Raw genomic sequence first — 25,305 nt, 5'->3', positions numbered from 1 at the left:
GGTTTGATATGAAAAGTACACCGTCGCAAAATCGCCCTGAATCTGCCTCTATTCTAACGCAGATGGTTGATAGATTGCCGTTGTCGGATACCCATTTCCGGCGAATCAGTCAACTAATATATCAGCGTGCCGGTATTGTTTTGGCCGATCACAAACGTGAAATGGTTTATAACCGCTTGGTTAGGCGTCTCCGTTTGCTCGGAATTAACGATTTCGGTCAGTACCTAGCACTATTAGAGTCGGATCCTAACAGTGCGGAGTGGCAAGCCTTTGTTAATGCGTTAACCACTAACCTGACGGCATTTTTCCGTGAAGCTCACCATTTTCCCATATTGGCCGAGCATGCCAGAAAGCGTCCAAATGGCTACACCATCTGGAGTACGGCTGCCTCTACAGGGGAAGAGCCTTATTCGCTGGCGATGACGCTTGCAGAGGTATTAGGTAATAAAGCGAGTGGATGTCAGGTATGGGCCAGTGATATTGATACTCAGGTATTAGAAAAAGCAACGGCTGGCATCTATCGTCAGGAAGAGTTGCGCTCTCTTTCTCCACAGCAACTACAGCGGTTTTTTTTACGCGGTACCGGGCCACATAGTGGTTTGGTTCGTGTTCGCCCTGAGCTTGCGTCAATGGTGCATTTCCAACAACTAAATTTGCTCGCACCTGATTGGTCCGTTCCCGCGCCATTTGATGCTATTTTTTGTCGTAATGTAATGATTTATTTCGATAAAGAAACTCAAGAGCGTATTCTCCGTCGATTCGTCCCGATGCTTAAACCGGGAGGATTGTTATTTGCTGGGCATTCAGAGAATTTCAGCCAGATCAGTCGCGAGTTCTATTTGCGTGGGCAAACTGTATATGGGCTGGCTAAGGAAAGATAATGAGCAAGATAAGAGTATTATGTGTTGATGATTCTGCCCTAATGCGTCAGATCATGACTGAAATAATTAATAGCCATTCTGATATGGAAGTTGTCGCGACCGCGCCAGATCCATTAGTTGCTCGTGATTTGATTAAAAAATTCAATCCTCAGGTATTAACACTGGATGTTGAAATGCCTCGTATGGATGGGTTGGATTTTCTTGAGAAGCTTATGCGTTTGCGCCCGATGCCTGTTGTCATGGTGTCGTCTCTGACGGGAAAAGGCTCAGAAATTACGCTGCGCGCGCTGGAGCTTGGTGCGATTGATTTTGTCACCAAACCTCAGTTAGGTATCCGTGAAGGCATGCTGGCATACAGTGAACTGATTGCTGAAAAAATTCGTATGGCCGCGAAGGCGCGCCTGCCGCAACGTAGCACAGGGGCAGAGCCGACAAAAATTATTCAGCATACGCCACTGCTAAGTAGTGAAAAATTGATCGCAATTGGTGCGTCAACAGGGGGAACGGAAGCGATACGGCATGTATTACAGCCCCTGCCGCCGACAAGCCCTGCATTACTGATTACCCAGCACATGCCACCAGGCTTTACGAAGTCTTTCGCCGAACGTTTGAACAAGCTATGTCAGATTACAGTGAAAGAAGCAGAAGATGGTGAACGTGTTCTTCCTGGTCATGCATACATTGCTCCGGGAGCTCGCCATCTTGAACTTGCACGTAGTGGTGCAAACTATCAAGTGCGTTTAAATGATGGACCACCCGTTAATCGGCATCGTCCATCAGTCGATGTGTTATTCCGTTCGGTTGCGCAATACGCCGGACGAAATGCCGTAGGGGTGATCCTTACTGGAATGGGGAATGATGGAGCCGCTGGCATGTTGGAACTCCATCAGGCTGGTGCTTATACTTTGGCCCAAAATGAAGCCAGTTGTGTGGTTTTCGGGATGCCACGTGAAGCGATTGCGATGGGTGGCGTCGATGAAGTGGTGGATTTGCACCAGGTGAGCCAGCGTATGTTGGCACAAATCTCTGCCGGACAGGCATTACGTATATAAGCAGCTCTCGGTGAGCAATAAATATTTTAGGAGTAGGTATGGCCGATAAAGAACTCAGATTTCTGGTAGTGGATGATTTTTCGACGATGCGCCGAATTGTCCGTAACCTGCTGAAGGAACTGGGCTTTAATAACGTAGAAGAGGCAGAAGATGGCGCTGACGCGTTGAACAAGCTTCGCGCTAGTGCTTTTGATTTCGTCATTTCTGACTGGAATATGCCCAACATGGATGGTCTGGAACTGTTGCAGACTATCCGTGCTGACGGCGCGCTTTCAAGCCTTCCCGTGCTGATGGTAACGGCGGAAGCGAAGAAAGAGAACATTATCGCTGCGGCACAAGCGGGTGCTAGCGGCTATGTAGTTAAACCATTTACTGCCGCTACCCTTGAAGAAAAACTGAATAAGATTTTCGAAAAATTGGGTATGTAAGGGGATCTTATGACGCCACATATGCCGTCCGTGAACGACACAGCTTCAGCAACCGAGATCATTTCGCGTATCGGCCAATTGACTCGTATGCTGCGCGACAGTTTGAAAGAGCTGGGTCTGGATAATGCGATAGCAGAAGCCGCAGAGGCTATTCCTGATGCCCGCGATCGTCTTGACTATGTTGTCCAGATGACTGCGCAAGCGGCAGAGCGTGCTCTGAACTGCGTAGAAGCTGCGCAACCACGTCAGAACCAATTAGAAGCGGATGCCAAATCTCTGAAAGTTCGTTGGGATGAATGGTTTGAAAATCCTATTGAGCTGGCTGATGCGCGCGAATTAGTGACGGACACGCGTAGCTATCTTGAAGATGTACCACAGCATACCTCGTTTACCAACGCTCAACTGTTGGAAATTATGATGGCGCAGGATTTCCAGGATCTTACCGGCCAGGTAATCAAGCGTATGATGGATGTTGTTCAGGAGATTGAAAAACAACTGTTGATGGTGTTGCTGGAAAATATTCCAGAAAAACCAGACGCGCCTAAGCGTCCAAATGATGGCCTGCTTAATGGACCTCAGTTGGATAAAGGTGCCGCAGGTATTGTTGCCAATCAGGATCAGGTTGATGACCTTCTGGATAGTCTTGGGTTCTAATGACTCTTGCGTCGAGACAGGAAGCCATTTCCTTTCTTGAAAAAGATGACGAACAGCATCGCTCTGTTATTTATGGCCAGTGTTTATGGCCATAAATAGCTAAATTCGCTTTTCCCTTCCCCTTAGTTCTTACTATGCGATAAAGAAGCGTTGGTTTTTCTCGTTGTTCCAGCCATAAAACTTTCTCGTATTTGTCATGCTAGGCAGCAAATTCCTATCCCAAAAGTCGTAACAGGAACGCCATAGTGGCTGAAGATAGCGATCTAGAAAAAACAGAGGCCCCCACTCCCCAAAAGGAGGAGAAGGCGCGTGAAGAAGGGCAGATCCCACGATCGCGAGAGCTGACCTCTGTTCTGATGATGGTCGCAGGTCTGGCTATTTTGTGGATGGGAGGCGAGGCCATGGCAGGGCGATTGGCCAGAATTGTCTCACAGTCGTTAAATTTCGATTACGCAACGATTGGTGATGACACCCAGATGCTACGGCATGTTGGCTCATTACTGCGTCAGGCCGTATCGGCGTTGATACCAATTTTGTTAGGCGCTGTGTTGGTTGCGCTGTCTGCGCCTTTGCTGCTTGGCGGGATATTATTTAGTACCAAATCATTAAAGGTTGATTTCAAAAAATTAGATCCTATTTCTGGGCTGAAACGGTTGTTTTCCGCCCAATCACTGGCTGAACTCTTCAAAGCAATATTGAAATCAGTCATGGTGGGGATCATTAGTACCTTGTTCTTGATTCATAACTGGCCGAAGATATTGCATTTGGTATCCGAAGCGCCGATTTCGGCGATGGGAGATGCGCTGGAACTGGCCGTGATGTGTGGTTTCCTTATTATTATGGGACTCATTCCCATGGTTGCTTTTGATGTGTTTTGGCAAGTTTGGAGCCACATCAAAAAATTACGAATGAGCAAGCAGGAAATTCGTGATGAGCATAAACAGAACGAAGGTGACCCTCATGTTAAAGGCCGTATTCGTCAGCAGCAGAGAGCAATTGCTCAGCGTAGAATGATGGCTGATGTGCCTAAGGCTGATGTGATAGTCACTAACCCGACGCATTATGCGGTAGCATTACGTTATGATGAGAAAAAAATGAATGCGCCGAGAGTGTTGGCGAAAGGGGCTGGTGAGATCGCGTTGCGTATTCGTGAATTGGGAACTGAACATCGTGTTCCTATTTTAGAAGCCCCACCGTTGGCGCGAGCGCTATTTCGTCATTCAGAGGTCGGGCAGCATATTCCGGCTGCGCTGTATGCCGCCGTTGCAGAAGTCTTAGCCTGGGTTTATCAACTGAAACGCTGGAAGCGGGAAGGTGGATTAATTCCTAGAAAACCGAAACATCTACCAGTGCCGGATGCACTGGATTTTGCTAAAGAGAATACTACTGATGGCTAATTTGGCCTCTTTGCTTCGTTTACCGAGTAATATGAAAGGTACCCAATGGCAAATATTAGCCGGACCAATACTGATCCTGCTGATACTTTCCATGATGGTATTGCCGCTGCCGCCATTCATTCTGGATCTGTTATTTACCTTTAACATTGCACTGTCCATCATGGTATTGCTGGTTGCGATGTTTACGCAGCGGACGCTGGAGTTTGCCGCATTCCCTACGATTCTGCTGTTTTCTACCTTATTACGTCTTTCGCTCAACGTAGCCTCTACCCGTATTATTTTGCTCGAAGGGCATACGGGGACGGCCGCCGCAGGTAAAGTTGTTGAAGCATTTGGTCACTTTCTGGTAGGCGGAAATTTTGCCATTGGTATCGTGGTCTTTATCATTCTTGTCTTAATCAACTTCATGGTCATCACCAAAGGTGCCGGCCGTATCGCTGAAGTCGGTGCCCGCTTTGTGTTGGATGGTATGCCAGGCAAACAGATGGCGATCGATGCCGATCTTAATGCTGGGATCATTGGTGAAGAAGAGGCGAAAAAGCGTCGTGCTGAAGTCACTCAGGAGTCAGATTTTTACGGTTCAATGGACGGTGCCAGTAAGTTCGTGCGCGGTGATGCTGTCGCCGGACTGATTATCATGGTCATCAACATTGTTGGTGGATTGATCGTCGGTGTTGTACAGCACAACATGCCAGTAGGTCAGGCAGCCGAAAGCTATACGTTGCTTACCATCGGTGATGGCCTGGTTGCCCAGATTCCTGCTCTGATTATTTCTACCGCAGCGGGTGTGATTGTTACTCGCGTGAGTACCGATCAGGATGTTGGCCAGCAGATGGTCACTCAGTTGTTCAATAACCCACGAGTAATGGTGCTGAGTGCGGCGGTTATTGGGCTTATTGGGCTGGTTCCTGGAATGCCCAATTTTGTCTTTCTGTTATTTACAGCATCTTTGTTAGGGCTTGCCTGGTGGATGCGCGGAGAACAGCAGAAAGAACCCGTGATGCAACCTATACCAGCATCAATGGAGAAGCACCAGGTTATTGAAGCTAGTTGGTCTGACGTACAGCTTGAAGACCCGTTGGGTATGGAAGTTGGCTATCGATTGATCCCAATGGTTGACGCGCAGCAAGATGGCGAACTGTTGGGCAGGATTCGTAGTATCAGGAAGAAGTTTGCCCAGGAAATGGGATACTTACCGCCAGTGGTTCATATCCGGGATAATTTGGAACTTCAGCCTGCCAGCTATCGCATACTGATGAAAGGTGTTGAGGTAGGGAGCGGTGAGGCTCATCCTGGTCGTTGGATGGCGATCAATCCGGGAAATGCGGTTGGCTCTTTGTCGGGAGATGTCACGCAGGATCCTGCGTTTGGGTTGCCAGCAGTCTGGATTGATAATGCGCTGAAAGATCAGGCTCAAGCTCAAGGGTTCACCGTTGTTGAAGCAAGTACCGTGGTGGCAACGCACCTGAACCACTTAATTGCATTACATGCCAGTGAACTGTTTGGGAGACAAGAAGCTCAGCAGTTAATGGATCGCGTTGCGCAGGAAATGCCAAAACTGACGGAAGATTTCATCCCTGGCGTAGTGACGTTAACGACCTTGCATAAGGTCTTGCAAAATTTGCTTAGCGAGAGAGTTTCGATTAGAGATATGCGCACTATCATGGAGACATTGGCGGAACATGCGCCGGTGCAACCAGATCCTTATGAGCTTACCACAGTAGTTAGGGTTGCTCTGGGACGTGCGATTACCCAACAGTGGTTCCCTGGCGACAGTGAGCTTCAGGTTATCGGTTTGGAAGGGTCGTTGGAACGCCTTCTTTTACAGGCGCTTCAAGGAGGCGGTGGTCTCGAACCGGGGCTTGCCGATCGCCTGCTTGAACAAGCGAAACAAGCGCTACAGCGGCAGGAAATGTTGGGTGCTCCGCCAGTTCTGCTCGTGAACCATGCTTTACGCGCTTTGCTTGCCCGCTTCCTGCACCGTAGTCTGCCAAATATGGCCGTACTGTCTAATTTAGAAATCAGCGATCATCGCCAGATTCGTATGACATCTGTGATCGGGGAGGCTCAGAAGTGAGAAAGATGATGCGTTCTCTGGCTGCTGTCGCGCTGACATTCCCGTTCTGTGCTATTGCGACGCCAGGTAGTTGGAACGGAAGTATGGCGGGAGTAAAACTTGATCATCGTGGTGAGATGGTTACGACGTCAGCTTTTGTTCCTAACATAGCCGTTAATCCAGATGAAACGATTACAACAATATATTGGCGGCACCTTATTGATTCCACGATACCTTCAGGTCTTGCCGTTAAACTCTGTTCAAAATCGCCACAGCGCTGTGTTGATTTAGGTGGAAGCGGTGATGGGCAAACTCAGGCGTTTGAAGGATTAGCTGCTAGCAATGAGTTTCGTTTTGTCTACTATATTGAAGGGAAGGGGCGTATGAATAATACGTTCAGCGTTCGTACGATCGATATCTCAGTAAACTATAAGTAATCGTTTTAAAAAAGTAGCCATTTTAAACAATGAAAAAGTCTCTGCTGAAAAGGCAGAGACTTTTAGAACGTAATTTTTCTGCCACCCACTGTCACACCTTTCGACTGACCATCTGGACCATACAATCCCTGACCATGGCGCGGCTTCAATATATTGATGGCTTCATTTGTGTAGGCAATATGCCGACTGAGTAGAAGGCCATTGTGCTGATTCTGATCGTTCAAACGTCTGGTTAACTCTTGCACTTGCTGCCAGTGAACCGACAATGTTTCAATACCGTCATAAGGCGCTTGCAGCTTAAGAGTAGATTCAGTTTTATGGCGCTGCGTTTCCAAATGTTGCATCGTCGCCAACAAGGACGTTTTCTTCTCTGTCACCTGTTGCAGCGCGATACTATTAATATGGCCAGCGCAAAGCAGTGTTTGCTCTTCGGACATAACCACATCGAGCTCACGTAGGTTGCTCAGTAGTTGATTCAAAATCGATTGCAGATTTTCCATAAATATTAATTACCTGCTAAAAAATCCTGCGTCTCTTTAAGCAACGCATCCGCGATTTTTCCGGCATCAATTTTAAGTGAGCCATCACGAATTGCCTGCTTCAGGGTTTCAACGCGGTTCATGTCTATGTCCTGCGTGCCCGGTTGCATTAATTTTGCCTGCGCGTCGCTCAGTTTTACCTGTGTTGCGCTAACTTCAGACTGAGCTTCAGCTTGTTTACGTTTAGTTTTAGCAACATCGCCAGATTCGCGTTGCTGCACTTGACTGATCGGCTTCAGTGACTGGGTGCGATCAATACTCATAATACATCCCTCTGATTTGAGTATAAATGGTTAATCATCAATGTGTTAAAGAGTGCATACCACATTGATGTTCAATTTTAAAACGTCGTCAGTAATGACCATGTAACTATCATCGGCAAACATGAGCAAATCTTTAATTAATTACTGTGAGATCAGAATAATCCCATCTTCGTTTGTGATTCCGCTGACAATTTGTCCATTTGCCGTTCTGACTCTGACCGCTTGTCCGGCTGCCGCGTTGTTCATGGCTTTTCCTTCGCCATTAATTGTGAAGCCTTCCCCTTGGGCGATAATCTGCACTGACTGACCCGCCTTTACGACCCAGGCGCGCCTTATCATTGAGGCGGTAATAACCTGGCCAGGTGTGAGATCGCGTAAAAGGACTGCGCCCTGTGCGCCTGCTAACGTCAGTATAGGGCGCAACGGTAATAAATCGAGCCTGCCTTTTGTCAAACGAATGTCTTTCTCCGTCAGCGTGGTTCCACGATTGATAAGCCGTGCACTGGTGACATAATTCCCTGTTACCTGAACTTCGGTCTGAATGAAGCGACGCTGTTGCCCGCAACGTACGGACAGACTCACATTACCCCACATTTTCGTGTTTCCAGGCAGCGTGATTTGCGGTGCTTCGCACTGTGGCCATTGCGATTCTGGCGATTTTACCACAACGTTTACAGTATTCGTGCTTCCCTGAAAGCGTGAGGCAAAAAATTGATTGATCTGTGTAGGGAGGTCGTTCGCATTGACAGGGGCACAAAACGTGAAAAAACAGGACGCCGCCAGATAGAGGTAATAATGTATTGTTTTCATTCCTGCTCGGCTCTCCTGATTCTGATTATATCGGGCATTAAGTGTAACGATGTCAGCGTGAGGTTAAGGCAATAAATAGCGCTGCATTTGGTGTCTATTCGTTCGATGGTATAGCCATCATGAGAATTATCCTACTCACTCCAAATTCTAACTTGCGGAGGGAGCATGCTTGATAAATTAGACGCCTCGTTACGGTTTCAGCAAGAAGCGTTGAACTTGCGTGCCCAGCGGCAGGAAATTCTGGCCGCGAATATTGCCAATGCGGATACGCCAGGCTATCAGGCCAGGGATATCGATTTTGCCAGCCAGCTCAGTAAAACGATGGAGCAAGGGCGGGTGAACGGTACGGGTATCGCGCTGAAAACCACATCTGTACGGCATATACCCGCACAGAATTTTCAGCCGCCGGAACTTGATTTGCTCTATCGCGTACCCGATCAGCCTGCGTTGGATGGCAACACGGTCGATATGGACCGCGAACGCACTAATTTTGCCGATAATAGCCTGAAATATCAATCTAGCCTGACCGTTCTGAGTGGGCAGATTAAAGGCATGATGTCGGTTCTGCAGTCAGGTTCATGATCGTAGCGCGATGGGAAGGTAAAGATTCATGTCGTTATTAAATATATTCGAAATTTCAGGCTCAGCGCTTTCTGCGCAATCTCAGCGTCTGAATGTGAGTGCAAGTAACCTGGCTAACGCAGACAGCGTGACGGGTCCTGATGGCGAACCTTATCGCGCCAAGCAGGTTGTATTCGAAGTGAATGCGGCTCCGGGGCAGTCAACAGGAGGCGTACGCGTTGCCAATGTTATTGAAGACCCATCGCCAGCTCGTCTGGTTTACGAACCGGGTAACCCGTTGGCTGATGGTCAGGGATACGTTCGGATGCCGAATGTTGATCCAGTGGCTGAGATGGTAAACACCATTTCTGCATCGCGCAGTTATCAGGCAAACGTCGAAGTCTTGAATACGACAAAATCGATGATGCTGAAGACGTTAACGATCGGGCAATAATCGGGAGACGAATAAATGTCTGTAACAATTAATGATACTTCCTCTGCGAGTAGTACCCAGAGTACCTCGTCGACCACGGCGATAGAGAAGAATAGCAGCGCCGATCTACAGAATCAGTTTCTGACACTTCTGGTTGCGCAGTTGAAGAATCAGGATCCGACGAATCCGATGAGCAACGATCAGTTGGTAAGCCAACTTGCTCAGCTTAATACAGTCAGTGGTATTGAAAAGTTGAATACCACATTGGGTTCTATCTCTGGTCAGATCAATAACAACCAATCCATGCAGGCGACAACGCTGATTGGCCACAGTGTCATGATCCCAGGAAAAGATATCCTTGTTGGTCAAGAAACCAGCACCCCCTTTGGCGTGGAACTGGAGAAAGCCGCAGAGGTTGTTACCGTCACCGTTAATGATTCGACAGGCAAAGCTGTTCGTACGATCGAGCTGGGGACGCTTTCTGCCGGCGTTCACTCATTCAACTGGGATAGTAAACTTTCTGATGGCACGGTTGCGCCTGACGGGGCTTATACCTTCACTGTCGCCGCCAGTACGGGCGGTGCACAGCAAGTTGTTCAGCCATTGAGCTATGCGGTTGTAAATAGTGTTATTCGCGACGATAGCGGCGCATTACTGGATTTAGGACTACGCGGCAGAGCCACCATGGACGATGTCCGGCAGATTCTGTAACGGTATCAATTTCATGTTATTCCAGTGAAATTACTATCTGGAATATGACTTAATCAATTCTCTGGAGAGCGACATGGGTTTTTCTCAGGCGGTCAGTGGTTTAAACGCAGCATCTAATAACCTGGATGTTATCGGTAATAACATCGCTAACTCAGCGACAGTGGGTTTTAAATCCGGGACCGTCACGTTTGCTGATATGTTTGCGGGTTCTAAAGTCGGTATGGGCGTGAAGGTTTCATCGGTATTACAGGACTTCGGTAGCGGTACCGTAACGTCTTCATCGCGCGATCTGGATGTAGCGATCAGTGGTAATGGCTTCTATAGAATGCAGGACACTAATGGCTCCATCTATTACAGCCGCAACGGTCAGTTTATGCTGAATGGCCGCAGCATTGTTAACGCTCAGGGTATGCAATTGACGGGCTATCCGGTTGCGGGTACGCCGCCAACCGTTCAAACGGGTGCCGATCCAGTACCATTGACGATACCCGAAGGCGATATGCTGGCGAGTGCGACCACGACGGCTTCCCTTACCGCTAACTTGAAGTCATCTGATGCGGTCACAACCTGGGATAATACCGGGACTGAGGGCACGTATAACAGCAAAACCGCATTAACGACATACGATAGCCAAGGTAATGTGCATAATTTCACGCTGTATTTCGTTAAAACAGCGGATAACACCTGGCAAACCTATGCCAAGGATGATTCAGTAACACCAGTGACGTACCAAAATGCGGGAACACTGAATTTTGCCGCGAACGGCGCGTTGACGGGGCACACTCCCTTTACCGTCAACCTTGTGGGTACCAACGGTGCAGCAACGAATACGTTCACGCTCAATTTTGGCGGCAGCGTGCAACAAAACGCCGATTATAGCTATAAAAGTCCAACTCAGAACGGTTTCGCGCCAGGGTCGTTGACCGGTTTTGCTATCAATGACGATGGCACGATCGAGGGCAGCTACAGTAATGGCCAGAAACAGCCTCTGGGACAAATTTTGCTGGCTGGATTTGCCAACCCTGAAGGCCTTTCTCCTGAAGGTGATAACGTATGGTCCGAAACGGGAACATCTGGTCAGGCGGTTATCGGTCTGGCGGGCACCGGAAGTCTGGGTAAACTGATCGGCAAATCTACCGAAAGTTCAAACGTTGACCTGAGTAAAGAGCTGGTCAACATGATTGTTGCGCAGCGTAACTACCAGTCAAACGCGCAAACTATCAAAACGCAGGATTCCATTCTGCAAACGCTGGTTAGCCTGCGTTAATTATCCTAACGGGGACATTGCATGGATCACGCGATTTATACGGCAATGGGTGGCGCGAGTCAGTCATTGGAAAAGCAGGCAATTACTGCGAACAACTTGGCTAACGCCTCAACGCCGGGTTTCCGGGCACAGCTTTCTGCACTCCGTGCTGTACCGGTAAATGGGTTGACGCTGCCCACCCGAACGCTGGTTGTTGCTTCAACGCCTGGCGCTGATATGACTGAAGGCGTGATGAATTATACTGGCCGTGCAATGGATGTCGCTTTACCGAAAGAAAGTTGGTTGGCAGTGCAAACCGCTGATGGCGGTGAAGCGTACACCCGTAATGGTAATATGGAGATCAACGCTGATGGGCAGTTGACTATCCAGGGGCGTGTCGTGATGGGCGACGGTGGACCGATTGACATTCCTCCGCAGGCTCAGGTCAGCATTTCTCCTGATGGTACAATTTCTGCGCTTAATGCCGGTGATCCGCCGAATACGATTGCCCAGTTGGGGCGTTTGAAGCTTGTAAAAGCTACCGGACAAGAAGTTGAGCGGTCTGATGACGGATTGTTCCGCTTGACGCAACAGGCTCAGCAACAACGTGGTAATGTTCTGCAAAACGATCCTACCGTGCGTATTATGCCGGGTGTGATCGAGGGCAGTAATGTGAACACGGTCGATACCATGGTCGATATGATTGCCAATGCTCGTCGCTTTGAAATGCAGATGAAAATCATTAGCAGCGTCGACGATAATGCACAACGCGCTAATCAGATATTAGCAATGGGTTAAGCGCCGAGTGCGCACAGGAGTGAATAAATGATCCGTTCTTTGTGGATTGCAAAAACCGGCTTGAATGCTCAGCAAACCAATATGGACGTTATTTCCAATAACTTGGCAAACGTCAGCACCAATGGTTTCAAGCGTCAGCGTGCGGTATTTGAAGACTTGATGTATCAAACAGTTCGTCAGCCCGGTGCTCAATCTTCAGAGCAAACCATGTTACCTTCCGGCTTGCAGCTAGGTACGGGGGTTCGTCCGGTATCGACAGAGCGAATTCATACTCAAGGGACTTTTTCCGAAACGGGTAACTCTAAAGACGTCGCTATTAAAGGTCAGGGATTCTTTCAGGTCCAGTTGCCTGATGGAACAACCGCTTATACGCGTGATGGTGCCTTCCAGCTTGATGGTAACGGCCAGTTAGTGACGTCCAGCGGCTATCAGGTCCAGCCTGCGATTACTGTTCCGGCGAATGCGACAGAACTGAACATCGGCCGCGACGGTATCGTCAGCGTTAAACTGCAGGGACAGGCGGCAACAAACCAGATTGGCCAGTTGACACTGACGACCTTTATTAATGATAGCGGCCTTGAGAGCATGGGTGAGAACCTGTATCTGGAAACCGCGAGTTCAGGTGCGCCGAATGAAACGAACCCTGGTTTGAATGGCGCAGGGCTGCTGTATCAGAAATATGTCGAAACTTCCAACGTCAATGTGGCAGAGGAATTGGTGTCGATGATTCAGACTCAGCGTGCTTACGAAATCAACAGTAAGGCAATTTCTTCTTCTGACCAAATGTTGCAGAAATTGACCCAGCTGTAATAAGTAACCCGCTAATTTCAGGAGCGAGAGCGGGTGCTCTGGTGGCCTGATGATAGTAGCAATATAGACAGTGTTTAACGGGGTAATGATGACCATAAGCACCAGATGAGTGGGCAAGTATGGCTTTGATTTACCCCGTGAATATGTGAAATAGATTAATTTAAGGCGATATCCGCAGTGATAATGAATGCAAAGTCGGTAATCAAACCACTCCGCCGACCCCGTCTGTTGGCATTGATCGCGATGTTAGCACTTAACGGTTGCGCCTATATTCCGCATGATAAAGTTGTCACAGGGCCAACGACAGCCCAGCCTGGAGCGCCTGTTTTGGCCGGACCCAATGGTTCTATTTTCCAAACCGTGCAGCCGATGAATTATGGCTATCAACCGATGTTTGAAGATCGCCGTCCACGTAATGTTGGCGACACACTAACGATCGTGCTGCAAGAAAACGTCAGCGCCAGTAAAAGTTCTTCTGCCAATGCAAGCAGAGATGGTTCGTCCACGTTTGGTCTGACTGCGACGCCTCGTTATCTGGAAGGCCCACTCGGCAATAACCGAGCCGCGCTGAATGCCACCGGAACAAACGAATTTACAGGCCAAGGTGGTGCGAATGCGAACAACACGTTCAGTGGCACCATTACGGTTACGGTTGGCCAGGTTCTGGCTAATGGCAACCTGCAAGTTGTTGGCGAAAAACAAATTGCAATTAATCAGGGTACTGAGTTTATCCGTTTCTCCGGTGTCGTTAACCCGAGAACGATTAGCGGCAGCAACTCGGTACCATCAACTCAAGTCGCAGACGCGCGCATTGAATATGTCGGTAATGGCTATATTAACGAAGCGCAAAACATGGGCTGGTTACAGCGGTTCTTCCTCAATGTTTCTCCGTTCTAAGCTTAAGAGGCCTGCCATGCGGATTGCATCATTTTTCACTGTACTGCTGACATTACTGACGCTGAATATTTCCTCTGCGTCGGCAGAGAGAATTCGCGATCTGGTGAATATCCAGGGTGTACGCGGCAATGCGTTAATTGGTTATGGTTTAGTGGTTGGTCTGGATGGTTCTGGTGACCAGACCATGCAGACGCCGTTTACGACGCAAAGCTTAACTAACATGCTTTCCCAGTTGGGGATTACTGTTCCTGCCGGAACCAACATGCAGTTGAAAAATGTGGCGGCGGTGATGGTCACGGCGGAACTTCCGCCTTTTGGCAGAACCGGCCAAAATATTGATGTCGTTGTGTCTTCACTCGGTAATGCGAAGAGCCTGCGCGGTGGGACGCTGCTAATGACCCCATTGAAAGGGGTCGATAATCAGGTTTATGCCCTTGCTCAAGGTAACGTGCTGGTTGGCGGCGCTGGCGCATCTGCTGGCGGAAGCAGTGTTCAGGTTAACCAGCTTGCTGGCGGTCGAATCAGTAATGGTGCGGTTATCGAGAGAGAGCTGCCAAGCACGTTTGGCACATCGAATACCATCATGCTGCAATTGAAGAACGATGACTTCTCGATGGCGCAGAAGGTGAGTGATGCGATAAATCGCTCTGGATACGGTGGTACCGCGAGTCCGTTGGATTCTCGGACTATTCAGGTCCTTGCCCCACATGGTAACAGCTCTCAGGTTCGCTTTTTGGCCGATATCCAGAATATTGAAGTTAACGTCGGTATCCAGGACGCCAAGGTTATTATCAACTCCCGTACCGGATCTGTTGTAATGAACCGCGATGTCACGCTGGATAGTTGTGCTATTGCTCAGGGCAACCTTTCTGTGACTATCAATCAGCAAGCCAATGTTAGCCAGCCTAATACGCCATTTGGTGGCGGCCAGACGGTGGTCACGCCGCAAACTGAGATCTCGGTTCAGCAAGCAGGCGGTTCTTTACAGCGAGTCAATTCCAGCGCCAACCTCAACAATGTCGTGCGTGCACTGAATTCCCTGGGGGCGACGCCGATGGAGCTGATGTCTATCCTACAGGCGATGCAAAGCGCTGGCTGCTTGCGTGCCAAACTGGAAATTATCTAATGAGTGATATACAGACGCTGAATAATGCGGCCTATGATGCGCAGTCCCTGAATACGCTGAAGCGTGAGGTTTCAGGCAATCCTCAAAGTAAAGAGGGGATCAGGGCAGTTGCGCAACAAATGGAAGGCGTGTTTGTACAATTGATGATGAAAAGCATGCGTTCAGCGATTCCGCAGGACGGGCTCTTCAATAGCGATCAGACGCGTCTGTATACCTCAATGTATGACCAGCAAATTGCTCAGGAGATCTCAACTAAGGGCAAGGGACTTGGACTCGTGGATGTTATGGTTGAGCAATTGACCCGACAATCCCCCGATGCTACGGCGGCTAAAGCCGCTGTTCCGTCTGTTCCATTAACATTCGATGGTGATGTGCTCAAAAGCATGCCAACTGCGGCCTTGGAACAGATGGTACGTAAAGCGCTACCTAAATTGCCAACGACAGGTTCAGCGTTGCCGCTATCCAATAGCAATTTTGTGTCTCAGATTTCCTTACCTGCTCAGATTGCCAGTCAGCATAGTGGAATACCTCATCACCTTATCCTCGCTCAGGCTGCGCTTGAATCTGGCTGGGGACAGCGTGAAATCCCTACCGAAGACGGGCGCCCAAGTCATAATCTGTTTGGTATCAAAGCAGGCAGTAGCTGGAATGGGCCGACAACAGAGATAACTACGACAGAGTATGAGCAAGGCGTGGCCAAAAAGGTAAAAGCCAGCTTCAGAGTGTACGATTCCTATATTGAGGCTATTGGCGACTATGTGAAGTTGTTGACTAATAACCCACGCTATTCTGCTGTGATGAGCGCAGGAACGGCTGAGCAAGCGGCTCATGCGTTACAAAAGGCAGGTTATGCAACGGATCCACAATATGCCCAAAAACTGGTTAGCATGATCCAGCAAATGAAGAATTCAGGTGAGAAAGTCGCGAAAGCCTACACCCACGATTTGAGTCGGCTATTTTGATTTTTTTATTCAAGATTTGTGCTTCCTGACCGATATAGTAATTAACTTATGTAGCGTATTTGCTGCTTTCAGCATTTAGTTAATCGCGCAGGGCGAAAAAACCTGTGTAAAAGGAACAACACCCTATGTCCAATTTACTTAACACAGCGATGAGTGGCTTAAAAGGTGCACAGGTTGCGCTGAGTACCGTGAGTAACAACATTAGTAATCAGGCTGTTACTGGCTATAGTCGGCAAAATGCGATTCTTGAGCAAGCAACGAGCAGCAGCACATCCGCTGGGTATATTGGTAACGGTGTCAATGTTGTTAGCATTAATCGTCAGTACAATGAGTTCATCACCAACCAGCTTCGTTCTGCGCAAACGACAAGCAGCTCAGTTACCGCTTATTACGAGCAGATTTCCAAGATTGATAATCTGCTGGCCAGTAGTACGACTAGCCTGTCATCAACGGTACAGGACTTCTTTTCTAACCTGCAAAACCTCACCAGCAACGCGGGTGATTCGTCTACTCGTCAAACGGTACTGGGCAAAGCTGAAGGGCTGGTAAACCAATTCAAGGTCACGGATAAGTATCTGCGTGACATGGAAAGTGGGCTGAATACACAGATTCAAAGCACTGTTGGCCAAATTAATACGTATACCGACCAGATCGCATCGTTAAACAACGAAATCACGAAACTAATGGGCGCAAATAGCGGCACGATGCCTAACGATTTGCTTGATCAGCGAGACCTTCTGGTCGATCAGCTTAATAAATTAGTCGGTGTTGATGTTACCGTTCAGGATGGGACGGTTTATAACGTTGCATTGAAGAACGGTACTAACTTGGTTCAGGCGGGTACCAGCAATCAATTAGTTGCGATTAGTTCCAGCAGTGACCCGTCTCGTCTCACCATCGGATATAAAGACCGGACAAACGACGTTGTCACGTTGAATGAGAGTACGTTAACGGGTGGTTCATTAGGTGGCTTGATCGCTTTCCGTACAGAGACGCTAGATGAGGCGCGTAATCAGCTAGGGCAGTTAGCATTAGCATTTGCTGATGCATTTAATGCGCAGCACCAAGAAGGTTTTGACCACGATGGTGTTAAAGGCGGCGACTTCTTCTCTTTTGGTAAAGCTGTTGCTCTGAACGACAGTAAGAACGCGGGGAACGCCGTGTTGACCCCGTCTTACACTGACACCAAAGACGTGCAAGCGACCAATTATACGATTAAATATGATGGCGCTAGCTGGCAGGTGACACGTTTGTCTGACAATTCGAAATTTACGGCGTCAGTGGATACTACTGATAATAGCCTGAACTTTGATGGCATCAAGATGACTATCACGGGAACGCCTGCGACGAACGACAGTTTCCTGCTCAAGCCAGTTAATGACGTGATTATCGACATGTCAGTGGCTATTTCCGATCCTAATAAAATTGCTGCTGCATCCGTTAAGCTTGATGATGCGGGCAACCCGGTTGTGGATGGAAGCGGCAATCCCGTATTTGGCGGTGTAGGTGATAATACCAACGCTAAGGCGCTGTTGGCACTGCAAAATGAGAAGATTGTAGGCGGAAAGGCCAGTGTTTCTGGCGCATATGCGAGCTTGGTGGGCATGATTGGTAACCAGACCAGTACGCTGAAGATAAATAACACATCGCAGGAAAACGTTGTTAAGCAACTGACGGCAGAGCAGCAATCTGTAGCTGGTGTGAATCTAGATGAAGAGTACGGCGATCTGATGCGTTATCAGCAATATTACATGGCCAATGCTCAGGTCATCAAAACAGCACAATCCATATTCGACGCTTTATTAGCTGCACGTAGCTAGTTTGACCATTTGATAAAGAGGAATTAATACCATGCGCTTAAGTACTAGCATGATATATCAGCAAAATATGCAAGGCATTCTGAATGGTCAGACCGCGTGGCAAAAAACGGGTGAGCAATTATCTACCGGTAAACGTGTCGTAAACCCATCAGATGACCCGATTGCTGCGGCGGGCGCCATTATGCTTGGTCAGGCTCAATCAGAGAATGGTCAGTACACGCTGGCTCGTACCTTTGCTAAGCAAAGTATGTCTCTGGAAGAGTCTATCCTGGACAAAAGCACGACCACGATTAGCAGCGCATTGACCGAAGTAATCAAAGGCGGCGGTGTTCTGAGTGATGACGACCGTAAATCGGTCGCGACCTCCCTGCGTGGTATGAAAGCTGAATTGCTGAATATGGCCAACAGCACCGATGGCAACGGTAATTATATTTTTGCCGGTTACAACACGGACAAAATTCCTTTTGTTGAGGGAACCAGTGGCGTTGAGTATTTGGGCGGTAGCCAGGCGATTTCACAACGCGTAGATGCAGCCCGGAATATGACAGTCAGCCATGTCGGCTCTGCGGTGTTCAATGGAACGACCGGTGATGCTCAAGCAGAACCGGATGGCAGCATCCAATCCGATTTATTTGAGACTTTGGATATTGCAATTAAAGCGCTTGAAACACCTCTTGCCGATGCTGACGATGCAACAAAAGCCAGTGTAGCAGCGGCGTTAGAGACGGCAAACCGCGGTTTAAAAAATTCATTTAATAACATTTCAGCCGTTCGTGCAGAGTTGGGTATTCAGCTCAATGAGATTGATAACCTTGATGCTATTGGCAAAGATCGTGATGTAGCGAATAAGACGGCGTTGGGACAACTGCAGGATACTGACTGGTATGACGCAATTTCGTCTTATGTCATGCAGCAGTCTTCTCTACAGGCTTCTTATACGGCTTTCCAAAATATGCAAGGAATGTCGTTATTCCAGATGAAATAGTAGTAATAGACGATATTTTTCTATTCTACTTTACAGTTTGAATACGCTTAAACCGGGCGTATTTTTTAGGCGTGTCATTCTCTTCATTAATACCGAATGGATGACATGCCATTTTTTATTCTCCCATCATCCTCAATTCTCTCTGATATTCCCTTTTATATAACACCTATTATTTTAGTACACAGATTGTTTTAGTGTATCGATGTCTGATGTAACCCCACGTAAGATTTAGCAAAATCACAGCTTCGTATAGCCATACGCATAGGATGAGCTACGATACCAAACCGTAAGGATCTTCAATGGGAATCAATCGGCACGTACGGCACCCATATTGGTTTCACGTTGATCACTACAGATTTATATAAGGCGCTAAGAACTTGATAGTTGAGTGAGGATATCAGCAAGTAAATCGAACACTTCGCTGAATAAATGCTCTGCGAAGGGAGGGAGTAATGGAAGTAATAAACCTAATGTCATGATTCCCACCGTGAGGGTAATTGGGAAGCCAACGACAAATATCGAGAGTTGAGGTGCCATACGGTTCAGCATGCCTAACGCCAGGTTGATGGTCAGCAATAGGGTTATGATTGGCAGCGCTAGCATCAATCCGTTGATAAAAATCAGTCCACCTGCACGAGCAAGAGCAAGGAAAGCATGGCTATTAACAGGATTGGCACTGATTGGCAGAGTATAGAAACTATCTGCTAATAACGAAATCATCCAGAGGTGCCCATCAAAGGTTAAAAACAGCAGGATTGCGAGAATATTCAGGAAGCGAGCGATTACCTGCATATTCGGGCCGCCAGTGGGATCAAAGAAGGTCGCAAAAGCGAGACCCATTTGTAAACCAATGAGCTCGCCAGCATGGCGAATAGCGGCAAATGCTAACTGCATTGATAGGCCGAGCGTAACGCCGATGAGAATTTGCTGTATTAACAGCCATACGCCTGCGACGGAAAAAATGGGCGTGGTGTTTAACGGCAAATAGGGTGCAACGAGCAGCGTAATCAGTACACCCAGGCCGATTTTTACCCGATTGCCAATCGCTCTCTCGTTAAAGACAGGTGCGGTGCTGATCAGTGCAAGAATTCTGACAAAAGGCCAGAAAAACTGGCTGACCCAATTCACCATGTCCCAACTATTAAACGTCAGCATGTTTACCCAATAATATTAGGTAGCTGGCCGAATAGCGTACGCATGTAGTCCAGCATGAGGTTTAACATCCAGGGCCCAGCGATCACTAAGGTGAAGAAGACAGTTAGGATTTTAGGGATAAACGACAGCGTCATTTCGTTTATCTGAGTAGCAGCCTGCAAGAGACTAATAAGTAGTCCGCTGAGTAGTGCTGCCATTAACGGAGGTGCCGCCAACGCCAATGCTACTTTCATTGCTTCATAGCCAAGCGCCATCACCGATTCTGGTGTCATAGTCGCATTCCTCTATTCGTCTAACTATAAAAACTCTGGGCTAATGAACCGAGTAGCAGCTGCCAGCCATCGACTAATACGAAAAGCATGAGTTTAAAAGGCAATGAAATGGTTGCCGGAGGAACCATCATCATCCCTAGCGCCATCAATACGCTGGCAACAACGAGGTCAATGATGAGGAAAGGGATAAATACGGTGAAACCAATTTGGAAAGCGGTTTTTAGCTCACTTGTCACAAATGCGGGGAGAAGTACACGCATGGGTACCGCTTCAGGTCCCTGGATCTCTGGAATTTCTGCCAACCGGGTAAACAACGCCAGATCGGTTTCCCGTGTCTGCCGCAGCATGAATTCACGGACTGGCTCCGCGCCACGTTCTATGGCGACTTCCATGCTTATTTGATCCTGACTGAAGGGAAGATAGGCTTCGTCATAAACACGGTTTAACACGGGCGACATGACAAAGAATGTCAGGAAAAGCGTCAATCCAAGCAATACCTGGTTCGGTGGTGCGGTTGGCGTACCTAGTGCGTTACGTAACAAGCTCAATACAATGATGATCCGGGTGAAGCTGGTCATCATTAACAATGCAGCAGGAAGAAATGTTAATGACGTGAGTAAAACCAGCGTCTGTACGGATAGCGTCCAGCTCTGTCCACCGTTAGGCAAAGGTTGCGTCACAATACCAGGAAGCTGTGCCCACACCGATGGTGCCATGAACAATAAACCGATGGCAAAAGCGTAGCGCAGTGTGCGAAGCAGGGCGGTGATACGACAATAATTAGGCAAGACACTCATTCCGATTTTTCCGGACGCTTTAAAACTTTCTTTAACAGTTGATTGAAATCTACTGGTTTGGTTTCACCAGTTGAGGAACTGTCGTTGGTTGGTTGCGCTGAAAGCGTATGCAGCGGCGTGATTTGCTGAGCCGTAACACCTAGCACCAGCCAGGTCTTATCAACTTCTACAATAACGACACGTTCACGCTGCCCGACAGGGCAACTGGATACCACTTTTAGCAACTTGTTTTGCTTGGCTTGGGGAGCAAAACCGAGTTTACGAGCTAGCCAGGCAATCAGCAGAATAAATAATAAAATACCAGCTAGCACGCTACCAACCTGTGTCAGTAACATGCTGCCGGTAAGTGGTGGCTCAGTAACAAGTGTTGACTGCTGACTTGCTACTGGGGCTGGAGATGGTGTAGAGGCTATTGCCATTAACGACTCAGGCGGCGCATACGTTCGGATGGCGTGATGATATCTGTAATACGAACACCGTACTTGTCAGATACAACAACAACTTCACCCTGGGCGATCAGATAACCATTGATCAGGATATCCAACGGTTCACCGGCTAAGCCATCAAGTGCAACAACAGAGCCCTGAGTCAGGCGCAGTAACTCTTTTATCGTCATTTTGGTCCGGCCAAGCTCAACGGTGAGTTTGACAGGAATATCCAATATCAGGTCGATATCCTGCAGAGCACCCAAGGGGTCATGACCTTCTAGCGACTTAAAAATGCCTTCTGTTGTCGCGGCCGGTTTTTCTGCAGCCTGCTGCTCGTTAAACGCATCAGCCCACAGATCGTCCACTGATTCCTTATCGTCGGACGGTTTCTTGGTGTCACTCATGGGGCTGTTCCTCGTTATCCAGAGAATTCAATATAGGGTTAATCAAATGTTCAACACGTAGGGCATATTGCCCGTTTAATGTGCCATATTGGCTAGTCAGTACGGGCACGCCGTCAACATGAGCAACGATCTTGTCAGGTTTGTCGATCGGTAACACATCGCCAGGCTGTAGCTTCAGAATCTTGGAGAGTCGCAGCGGAATATCAACAAAGCTTGCAACTAATTCCAATTCGGAATGCTGTACCTGCTTAGCTAAGGTATCACGCCAGCTCTGATCTTCCTGACGTGAGTTTTCCAATGGCGGATTCGCGAGCAGTTCACGCAGCGGTTCGATCATTGAAAAAGGAATACAGATGTTAAATTCGCCAGTCAGCGAACCGATCTCAACATGAAACGGAGTAGTCACAACGATATCATTAGGTGACGTCGTGATGTTGGTAAACTTGACCTGCATTTCTGAACGCACGTATTCGATGTCAAGTTTGTAAATCGCATTCCAGGCTTCACCATAAGCCTCCAGAGCCAAACGCAACATACGCTTAACTACGCGCTGCTCGGTGTGGGTAAATTCACGCCCTTCAACTTTTGTCGGGAAACGGCCATCACCGCCGAAGAGGTTATCTACGGCGATAAATACCAGGCTTGGTGAAAATACAAATAATGCGGTACCACGTAGCGGTTTTAAGTGAATCAGATTCAGGTTTGTCGGTACGGGAAGGTTCCTGGCAAACTCATGATAAGGCTGGATCTTAATCGCACCTACAGTGATATCGGGACTACGGCGTAACAGGTTAAACAATCCCATACGGAATTGACGCGCAAAGCGCTCATTAATGATTTCTAATGCCTGTAAACGCTCGCGGATAACGCGTCGTTGAGTATTCGGGTCATAGGGCTTGACGCCCCCATCCGCTTTTGACGACGCATTTGCATCAGCGTTGCTATCGCCGCTGTCGCCATTTAATAATGCATCAATTTCTGCTTGTGAAAGAATGCTATCGCCCATAATGGTTACCGCAGTATAAAGGCCGTGAACAGAACATCAGTAACGACCTGGTTAGGTTGACCAGGAACTAATGGTGGGCTTAGCACTTGCTTAATTTGCTCTATCAGATGTTGTTTACCCTGCTCATTGGCAAGCGCAATCGCGTCCTGACGAGAAAGCAGTAATAGCAGTCTGCTGCGAACTTCTGGCAGATAATTAGTGAACCGTGTACGCGTTGCTTCATCTGGTAAACGCAGCGTGAATCCAACATATAACACGCGATCAGGGTCATTATCTGCATTGACAAGATTAACGGTAAAGGTATCCAGTGGCATGAAAACAGGCTCTGGCGGTGGCGGTGCTTCTTGCTCAGCCGTTGCTGCGTTTTTCTGATTTAATAACCACCAGGCGGCACCCGCAGCACCAGTTGCAGCGAGAGCAACGATAATCAGTAGTATTAGCCAAATAGACCGTTTACGTCCTGGTCGAACTTGCATATCAGACATAGCCAAAGATAGTTCCCGTTACTTATCGATACTTATTGCTGGATGGAATCAACAATAAATAAATGCGTAATGTCGATGATTATCCTGCCTATTGCAATGTTCAATACAGAGAATAGGCAGGGAAAATCGTGCTAACTTATTCGTTTACTTCACTTTCAGGCAAAGATATCAACGCCGTTGACGGATGATGCCATTGATCTTAACTGTTCTGGTACGTCTAATAATTCACTTGTGCTTTCTGACGAATGACCAAACTGTTGCTGGTAAGACGGACCACGGCTGTTGCCATCGTTGTTATTACCCGCCGTTTGCTGCTGCCAGGCTGAGGCGTCACTGCCTACACTGCTCTGACCAAGGTTAATTCCGCTCTCTGCCATCGCATTACGTAGGTGAGGCAGTGCAGCTTCCAGCGCTGAGCGAACCTGACTGTTTGCGGAAGCAAGGTGAATTTGAGCCTGGTTATCATCGATTTTTAGACTGATGTGCAGGGCACCCAATTCCTGTGGGTTCAAACGCAACTCTGCGGTTTGCTGACCATTACGGCTGAACATAATGATTTGCTGGCCCAATGCATCTTGCCATTGCGGTGAACCAAATGGTGCATTCAGCTGTGCGCTTGCTGCCTGAGGGGCTGGAGTCGTCGTTCCCACTGATGCCGGCTGAATATGCATAGCCTGTGCGACAGGCGGTGTTGTTTGAGACGCCCCGTTGCCTAATGTAGAGACTGATTCAGACGCATTGCGATCGCCCGCAAGAGAACTTGGCGTCGTTAGCACAAACTTTGCAGCTTCATCCGCAGATTCGGTTGTTAGTGAGTTTTGCTTGGCTGCATGATGCAGATCGCGTGAAATGCCTGCATCTTTATCTGGCATCACTGACGTGTCGAGCAATGTTGCCAGCGTGCCTTTGGCACTTTCACCCGCATTATTGAGTACAGATGTGGCCTCATTCTGGCGCTTAGCGTCAATGAACCCTGGAATATTTAAACCTGTAGTAGCGGCAGTCGCTCCGATGTTATCAGCTGCAGTTTGTGCAGAGAGCGGCGTTGTTTGCAACATGGCAAGCAGTGCCTGCATGGCGATGGTGTCATCTGTCGTGCTGGCGCTCTCTTTTTTGTCCAGATTCTTAAACTTCGCCTGCTCTACCATTTCTGGATTTTGCTTACCCGCTGTAAGCGTTGCTCCCATAAGAGAGCTAAAAGAAGAAAGCAGAGCATTGACATCATCACGGCTAAGTGAAGCATTATCTTTCCCTAACGCGCTTAGCAGGGCTTCTTCGTCTACTTTATCGAGTGTTTTTTTACCCGAAGTATCGGCTACTTGTGATATGCGTTTGCTCAACAGATCAACAAAATCTTTTGGCAGTTCACCCTGTGTCAGTAATGAAGCAGAAGAACTGCTTGTATCACTGGCAGTGGTAGCTATAGGTAACGCGGACAGATTCATGATTCTGCTTTCCTCTGTGAGGCCCGTTGGGCAAATTCATCCATTTGTTTTTGTTCTATTTTATTTTCTTTGGCAAGCTGTCTTGTCAGTTCGCGATCCTGCAATTTTTCAAATGCGTTCAAGCGCTGCTGTTTTTCTTGCCAGGTCTTCATTGCTAAATCTAAACGTGATGTCCACTGCGAAAGCTGTTGCCTGTGTTGCTCAATTGCACTGTCCAACGTTCGGATGAACTGCTGATAATTTTGCCAACTATTGTTTGCCATACCAGAGGACATCGTCGAATTCAATTTTTGACGATAGTCATCCTGATAGTTTAACAGCATATTGAGCTGCTGCTCGGCCTGTTGATGTGCCTGACGCACTTGTCCCAACTGACCTGCTGCTTTCTCAACGTCCTTCTGCGCCAGTTCGCGTAGTGTAACCAGCGGTGACTGGGTTTTCATCTGC

At 48.1% G+C, this 25,305-nt stretch carries 30 protein-coding genes; 18 read left to right on the top strand and 12 right to left on the bottom strand.

Annotation, left to right across the window (positions count from 1 at the left end):
* Positions 1-8 precede the first annotated feature (8 nt).
* The 7 genes from cheR to KKH3_RS12080 all read left to right on the top strand — a co-directional run bounded on the left by cheR (position 9) and on the right by KKH3_RS12080 (position 6,905).
* Positions 9-881, top strand: coding sequence for a protein-glutamate O-methyltransferase CheR (gene cheR / locus KKH3_RS12110; protein ID WP_014915918.1), 873 nt, complete (start codon positions 9-11; stop codon positions 879-881).
* Positions 881-1,933, top strand: coding sequence for a protein-glutamate methylesterase/protein-glutamine glutaminase (locus KKH3_RS12105; protein WP_010279517.1), 1,053 nt, complete (start codon positions 881-883; stop codon positions 1,931-1,933). The genes cheR and KKH3_RS12105 overlap by 1 nt, the downstream gene beginning before the upstream one ends.
* A 38-nt stretch (positions 1,934-1,971) precedes the next feature.
* A complete protein-coding gene (gene cheY / locus KKH3_RS12100; protein WP_005970714.1) occupies positions 1,972-2,361 on the top strand; it encodes a chemotaxis response regulator CheY in 390 nt (129 codons plus the stop codon).
* 9 nt (positions 2,362-2,370) lie between these two features.
* A complete protein-coding gene (gene cheZ, locus KKH3_RS12095) occupies positions 2,371-3,015 on the top strand; it encodes a protein phosphatase CheZ (RefSeq protein WP_039359890.1) in 645 nt (214 codons plus the stop codon).
* A gap of 245 nt (positions 3,016-3,260) precedes the next feature.
* A complete protein-coding gene (gene flhB / locus KKH3_RS12090) occupies positions 3,261-4,412 on the top strand; it encodes a flagellar biosynthesis protein FlhB (protein WP_039359887.1) in 1,152 nt (383 codons plus the stop codon).
* Entirely contained in the window at positions 4,405-6,489 is a 2,085-nt protein-coding gene (flhA, locus tag KKH3_RS12085) for a flagellar biosynthesis protein FlhA (RefSeq protein WP_039359884.1), read from the top strand. Before flhB ends, flhA begins: the two co-directional genes overlap by 8 nt.
* A gap of 5 nt (positions 6,490-6,494) precedes the next feature.
* A complete protein-coding gene (locus KKH3_RS12080; RefSeq protein ID WP_181939655.1) occupies positions 6,495-6,905 on the top strand; it encodes a flagellar protein FlhE in 411 nt (136 codons plus the stop codon).
* A 62-nt stretch (positions 6,906-6,967) separates the two neighbouring features.
* Here KKH3_RS12080 and KKH3_RS12075 read toward each other — a convergent pair whose 3' ends face one another.
* From KKH3_RS12075 to flgA, 3 genes are all read right to left on the bottom strand, one after another.
* Positions 6,968-7,405, bottom strand: coding sequence for a flagella synthesis protein FlgN (locus KKH3_RS12075; protein ID WP_039359878.1), 438 nt, complete (start codon positions 7,403-7,405; stop codon positions 6,968-6,970).
* A 5-nt stretch (positions 7,406-7,410) separates the two neighbouring features.
* Complete coding sequence (gene flgM / locus KKH3_RS12070; protein WP_039359875.1) at positions 7,411-7,707, bottom strand: flagellar biosynthesis anti-sigma factor FlgM; 297 nt, start codon at positions 7,705-7,707, stop codon at positions 7,411-7,413.
* Between the two features lie 141 nt (positions 7,708-7,848).
* The gene (gene flgA / locus KKH3_RS12065; RefSeq protein ID WP_039359872.1) at positions 7,849-8,517 is read right to left on the bottom strand and encodes a flagellar basal body P-ring formation chaperone FlgA; all 669 of its coding nucleotides are present in this window, start codon (positions 8,515-8,517) and stop codon (positions 7,849-7,851) included.
* A 165-nt stretch (positions 8,518-8,682) separates the two neighbouring features.
* On the opposite strand from flgA, the gene flgB reads away from it, so the two are divergent.
* The 11 genes from flgB (at position 8,683) to flgL (ending at position 18,866) form a co-directional block, all read left to right on the top strand.
* Positions 8,683-9,099 (top strand): flagellar basal body rod protein FlgB, encoded by a 417-nt coding sequence (gene flgB / locus KKH3_RS12060; protein WP_039359869.1) that lies wholly within the window; start codon positions 8,683-8,685, stop codon positions 9,097-9,099.
* Positions 9,100-9,127: 28 nt separating this feature from the next.
* Positions 9,128-9,532, top strand: a complete 405-nt coding sequence (gene flgC, locus KKH3_RS12055) for a flagellar basal body rod protein FlgC (protein ID WP_015840801.1) — start codon at positions 9,128-9,130, stop codon at positions 9,530-9,532.
* Positions 9,533-9,547: 15 nt separating this feature from the next.
* Entirely contained in the window at positions 9,548-10,222 is a 675-nt protein-coding gene (gene flgD / locus KKH3_RS12050) for a flagellar hook assembly protein FlgD (protein WP_039359866.1), read from the top strand.
* Between the two features lie 73 nt (positions 10,223-10,295).
* Positions 10,296-11,489, top strand: coding sequence for a flagellar hook protein FlgE (flgE, locus tag KKH3_RS12045; RefSeq protein WP_039359864.1), 1,194 nt, complete (start codon positions 10,296-10,298; stop codon positions 11,487-11,489).
* A 21-nt stretch (positions 11,490-11,510) separates the two neighbouring features.
* Entirely contained in the window at positions 11,511-12,266 is a 756-nt protein-coding gene (locus KKH3_RS12040) for a flagellar basal body rod protein FlgF (protein ID WP_039359861.1), read from the top strand.
* Positions 12,267-12,293: 27 nt separating this feature from the next.
* The gene (gene flgG / locus KKH3_RS12035) at positions 12,294-13,076 is read left to right on the top strand and encodes a flagellar basal-body rod protein FlgG (RefSeq protein ID WP_039359858.1); all 783 of its coding nucleotides are present in this window, start codon (positions 12,294-12,296) and stop codon (positions 13,074-13,076) included.
* 183 nt (positions 13,077-13,259) lie between these two features.
* Entirely contained in the window at positions 13,260-13,973 is a 714-nt protein-coding gene (locus KKH3_RS12030; RefSeq protein WP_039359856.1) for a flagellar basal body L-ring protein FlgH, read from the top strand.
* 16 nt (positions 13,974-13,989) lie between these two features.
* Entirely contained in the window at positions 13,990-15,099 is a 1,110-nt protein-coding gene (locus KKH3_RS12025) for a flagellar basal body P-ring protein FlgI (RefSeq protein WP_039359852.1), read from the top strand.
* A complete protein-coding gene (flgJ, locus tag KKH3_RS12020) occupies positions 15,099-16,061 on the top strand; it encodes a flagellar assembly peptidoglycan hydrolase FlgJ (protein WP_039359849.1) in 963 nt (320 codons plus the stop codon). The genes KKH3_RS12025 and flgJ overlap by 1 nt, the downstream gene beginning before the upstream one ends.
* A gap of 125 nt (positions 16,062-16,186) precedes the next feature.
* Positions 16,187-17,881 carry a flagellar hook-associated protein FlgK gene (flgK, locus tag KKH3_RS12015; RefSeq protein ID WP_039359846.1) on the top strand — a complete coding sequence of 565 codons (1,695 nt, stop codon included), beginning with the start codon at positions 16,187-16,189 and terminating at the stop codon, positions 17,879-17,881.
* A 31-nt stretch (positions 17,882-17,912) separates the two neighbouring features.
* Positions 17,913-18,866: a flagellar hook-associated protein FlgL gene (gene flgL / locus KKH3_RS12010; protein ID WP_039359842.1), complete on the top strand. Its 954-nt coding sequence runs from the start codon at positions 17,913-17,915 to the stop codon at positions 18,864-18,866.
* 369 nt (positions 18,867-19,235) lie between these two features.
* Here the strand turns inward: flgL and fliR are convergent, their stop codons facing one another.
* The 9 genes from fliR to fliJ all read right to left on the bottom strand — a co-directional run bounded on the left by fliR (position 19,236) and on the right by fliJ (position 25,301).
* Positions 19,236-20,021 (bottom strand): flagellar biosynthetic protein FliR, encoded by a 786-nt coding sequence (gene fliR / locus KKH3_RS12005; RefSeq protein ID WP_039359839.1) that lies wholly within the window; start codon positions 20,019-20,021, stop codon positions 19,236-19,238.
* A gap of 2 nt (positions 20,022-20,023) precedes the next feature.
* On the bottom strand, positions 20,024-20,293 hold the full coding sequence (gene fliQ / locus KKH3_RS12000; RefSeq protein WP_010279609.1) for a flagellar biosynthesis protein FliQ: 270 nt from the start codon (positions 20,291-20,293) through the stop codon (positions 20,024-20,026).
* A 20-nt stretch (positions 20,294-20,313) separates the two neighbouring features.
* A complete protein-coding gene (fliP, locus tag KKH3_RS11995) occupies positions 20,314-21,009 on the bottom strand; it encodes a flagellar type III secretion system pore protein FliP (protein ID WP_172644770.1) in 696 nt (231 codons plus the stop codon).
* Between the two features lie 77 nt (positions 21,010-21,086).
* Positions 21,087-21,509: a flagellar biosynthetic protein FliO gene (gene fliO, locus KKH3_RS11990; protein ID WP_039359833.1), complete on the bottom strand. Its 423-nt coding sequence runs from the start codon at positions 21,507-21,509 to the stop codon at positions 21,087-21,089.
* The gene (fliN, locus tag KKH3_RS11985) at positions 21,509-21,922 is read right to left on the bottom strand and encodes a flagellar motor switch protein FliN (protein WP_015840788.1); all 414 of its coding nucleotides are present in this window, start codon (positions 21,920-21,922) and stop codon (positions 21,509-21,511) included. The genes fliO and fliN overlap by 1 nt, the downstream gene beginning before the upstream one ends.
* The gene (fliM, locus tag KKH3_RS11980; RefSeq protein ID WP_039359830.1) at positions 21,915-22,928 is read right to left on the bottom strand and encodes a flagellar motor switch protein FliM; all 1,014 of its coding nucleotides are present in this window, start codon (positions 22,926-22,928) and stop codon (positions 21,915-21,917) included. Before fliM ends, fliN begins: the two co-directional genes overlap by 8 nt.
* Positions 22,929-22,933: 5 nt before the next feature.
* The gene (fliL, locus tag KKH3_RS11975) at positions 22,934-23,413 is read right to left on the bottom strand and encodes a flagellar basal body-associated protein FliL (protein ID WP_039359828.1); all 480 of its coding nucleotides are present in this window, start codon (positions 23,411-23,413) and stop codon (positions 22,934-22,936) included.
* A gap of 155 nt (positions 23,414-23,568) precedes the next feature.
* Complete coding sequence (locus tag KKH3_RS11970; protein ID WP_039359827.1) at positions 23,569-24,858, bottom strand: flagellar hook-length control protein FliK; 1,290 nt, start codon at positions 24,856-24,858, stop codon at positions 23,569-23,571.
* Complete coding sequence (fliJ, locus tag KKH3_RS11965) at positions 24,855-25,301, bottom strand: flagellar export protein FliJ (protein ID WP_010279625.1); 447 nt, start codon at positions 25,299-25,301, stop codon at positions 24,855-24,857. The genes KKH3_RS11970 and fliJ overlap by 4 nt, the downstream gene beginning before the upstream one ends.
* Between the last annotated feature and the right edge of the window lie 4 nt (positions 25,302-25,305).

It is taken from the genome of Pectobacterium actinidiae, assembly GCF_000803315.1.
Classification (GTDB): domain Bacteria; phylum Pseudomonadota; class Gammaproteobacteria; order Enterobacterales; family Enterobacteriaceae; genus Pectobacterium; species Pectobacterium actinidiae.
The sequence above is the reverse complement of the archived record's forward strand: the minus strand, read 5'-3'. Positions and strand labels throughout refer to the sequence as shown.

What these genes read in the sequence shown, in the direction of transcription:
- flgG (WP_039359858.1), top strand. Translation starts at nt 12,294, where the DNA reads ATGATCCGTTCTTTGTGGATTGCAAAAACCGGCTTGAATGCTCAGCAA.
- fliP (WP_172644770.1), bottom strand. Translation starts at nt 21,009, where the DNA reads ATGGCACCATCGGTGTGGGCACAGCTTCCTGGTATTGTGACGCAACCT.
- KKH3_RS12080 (WP_181939655.1), top strand. Translation starts at nt 6,495, where the DNA reads ATGATGCGTTCTCTGGCTGCTGTCGCGCTGACATTCCCGTTCTGTGCT.
- flgK (WP_039359846.1), top strand. Translation starts at nt 16,187, where the DNA reads ATGTCCAATTTACTTAACACAGCGATGAGTGGCTTAAAAGGTGCACAG.
- KKH3_RS12040 (WP_039359861.1), top strand. Translation starts at nt 11,511, where the DNA reads ATGGATCACGCGATTTATACGGCAATGGGTGGCGCGAGTCAGTCATTG.
- KKH3_RS12105 (WP_010279517.1), top strand. Translation starts at nt 881, where the DNA reads ATGAGCAAGATAAGAGTATTATGTGTTGATGATTCTGCCCTAATGCGT.
- fliR (WP_039359839.1), bottom strand. Translation starts at nt 20,021, where the DNA reads ATGCTGACGTTTAATAGTTGGGACATGGTGAATTGGGTCAGCCAGTTT.
- KKH3_RS11970 (WP_039359827.1), bottom strand. Translation starts at nt 24,858, where the DNA reads ATGAATCTGTCCGCGTTACCTATAGCTACCACTGCCAGTGATACAAGC.
- KKH3_RS12030 (WP_039359856.1), top strand. Translation starts at nt 13,260, where the DNA reads ATGAATGCAAAGTCGGTAATCAAACCACTCCGCCGACCCCGTCTGTTG.
- flgE (WP_039359864.1), top strand. Translation starts at nt 10,296, where the DNA reads ATGGGTTTTTCTCAGGCGGTCAGTGGTTTAAACGCAGCATCTAATAAC.
- flgA (WP_039359872.1), bottom strand. Translation starts at nt 8,517, where the DNA reads ATGAAAACAATACATTATTACCTCTATCTGGCGGCGTCCTGTTTTTTC.
- flhA (WP_039359884.1), top strand. Translation starts at nt 4,405, where the DNA reads ATGGCTAATTTGGCCTCTTTGCTTCGTTTACCGAGTAATATGAAAGGT.
- fliN (WP_015840788.1), bottom strand. Translation starts at nt 21,922, where the DNA reads ATGAGTGACACCAAGAAACCGTCCGACGATAAGGAATCAGTGGACGAT.
- cheZ (WP_039359890.1), top strand. Translation starts at nt 2,371, where the DNA reads ATGACGCCACATATGCCGTCCGTGAACGACACAGCTTCAGCAACCGAG.
- flgB (WP_039359869.1), top strand. Translation starts at nt 8,683, where the DNA reads ATGCTTGATAAATTAGACGCCTCGTTACGGTTTCAGCAAGAAGCGTTG.
- fliO (WP_039359833.1), bottom strand. Translation starts at nt 21,509, where the DNA reads ATGGCAATAGCCTCTACACCATCTCCAGCCCCAGTAGCAAGTCAGCAG.
- fliM (WP_039359830.1), bottom strand. Translation starts at nt 22,928, where the DNA reads ATGGGCGATAGCATTCTTTCACAAGCAGAAATTGATGCATTATTAAAT.
- cheR (WP_014915918.1), top strand. Translation starts at nt 9, where the DNA reads ATGAAAAGTACACCGTCGCAAAATCGCCCTGAATCTGCCTCTATTCTA.
- fliL (WP_039359828.1), bottom strand. Translation starts at nt 23,413, where the DNA reads ATGTCTGATATGCAAGTTCGACCAGGACGTAAACGGTCTATTTGGCTA.
- fliQ (WP_010279609.1), bottom strand. Translation starts at nt 20,293, where the DNA reads ATGACACCAGAATCGGTGATGGCGCTTGGCTATGAAGCAATGAAAGTA.
- flgL (WP_039359842.1), top strand. Translation starts at nt 17,913, where the DNA reads ATGCGCTTAAGTACTAGCATGATATATCAGCAAAATATGCAAGGCATT.
- flgD (WP_039359866.1), top strand. Translation starts at nt 9,548, where the DNA reads ATGTCTGTAACAATTAATGATACTTCCTCTGCGAGTAGTACCCAGAGT.
- flgJ (WP_039359849.1), top strand. Translation starts at nt 15,099, where the DNA reads ATGAGTGATATACAGACGCTGAATAATGCGGCCTATGATGCGCAGTCC.
- fliJ (WP_010279625.1), bottom strand. Translation starts at nt 25,301, where the DNA reads ATGAAAACCCAGTCACCGCTGGTTACACTACGCGAACTGGCGCAGAAG.
- KKH3_RS12075 (WP_039359878.1), bottom strand. Translation starts at nt 7,405, where the DNA reads ATGGAAAATCTGCAATCGATTTTGAATCAACTACTGAGCAACCTACGT.
- cheY (WP_005970714.1), top strand. Translation starts at nt 1,972, where the DNA reads ATGGCCGATAAAGAACTCAGATTTCTGGTAGTGGATGATTTTTCGACG.
- KKH3_RS12025 (WP_039359852.1), top strand. Translation starts at nt 13,990, where the DNA reads ATGCGGATTGCATCATTTTTCACTGTACTGCTGACATTACTGACGCTG.
- flgM (WP_039359875.1), bottom strand. Translation starts at nt 7,707, where the DNA reads ATGAGTATTGATCGCACCCAGTCACTGAAGCCGATCAGTCAAGTGCAG.
- flgC (WP_015840801.1), top strand. Translation starts at nt 9,128, where the DNA reads ATGTCGTTATTAAATATATTCGAAATTTCAGGCTCAGCGCTTTCTGCG.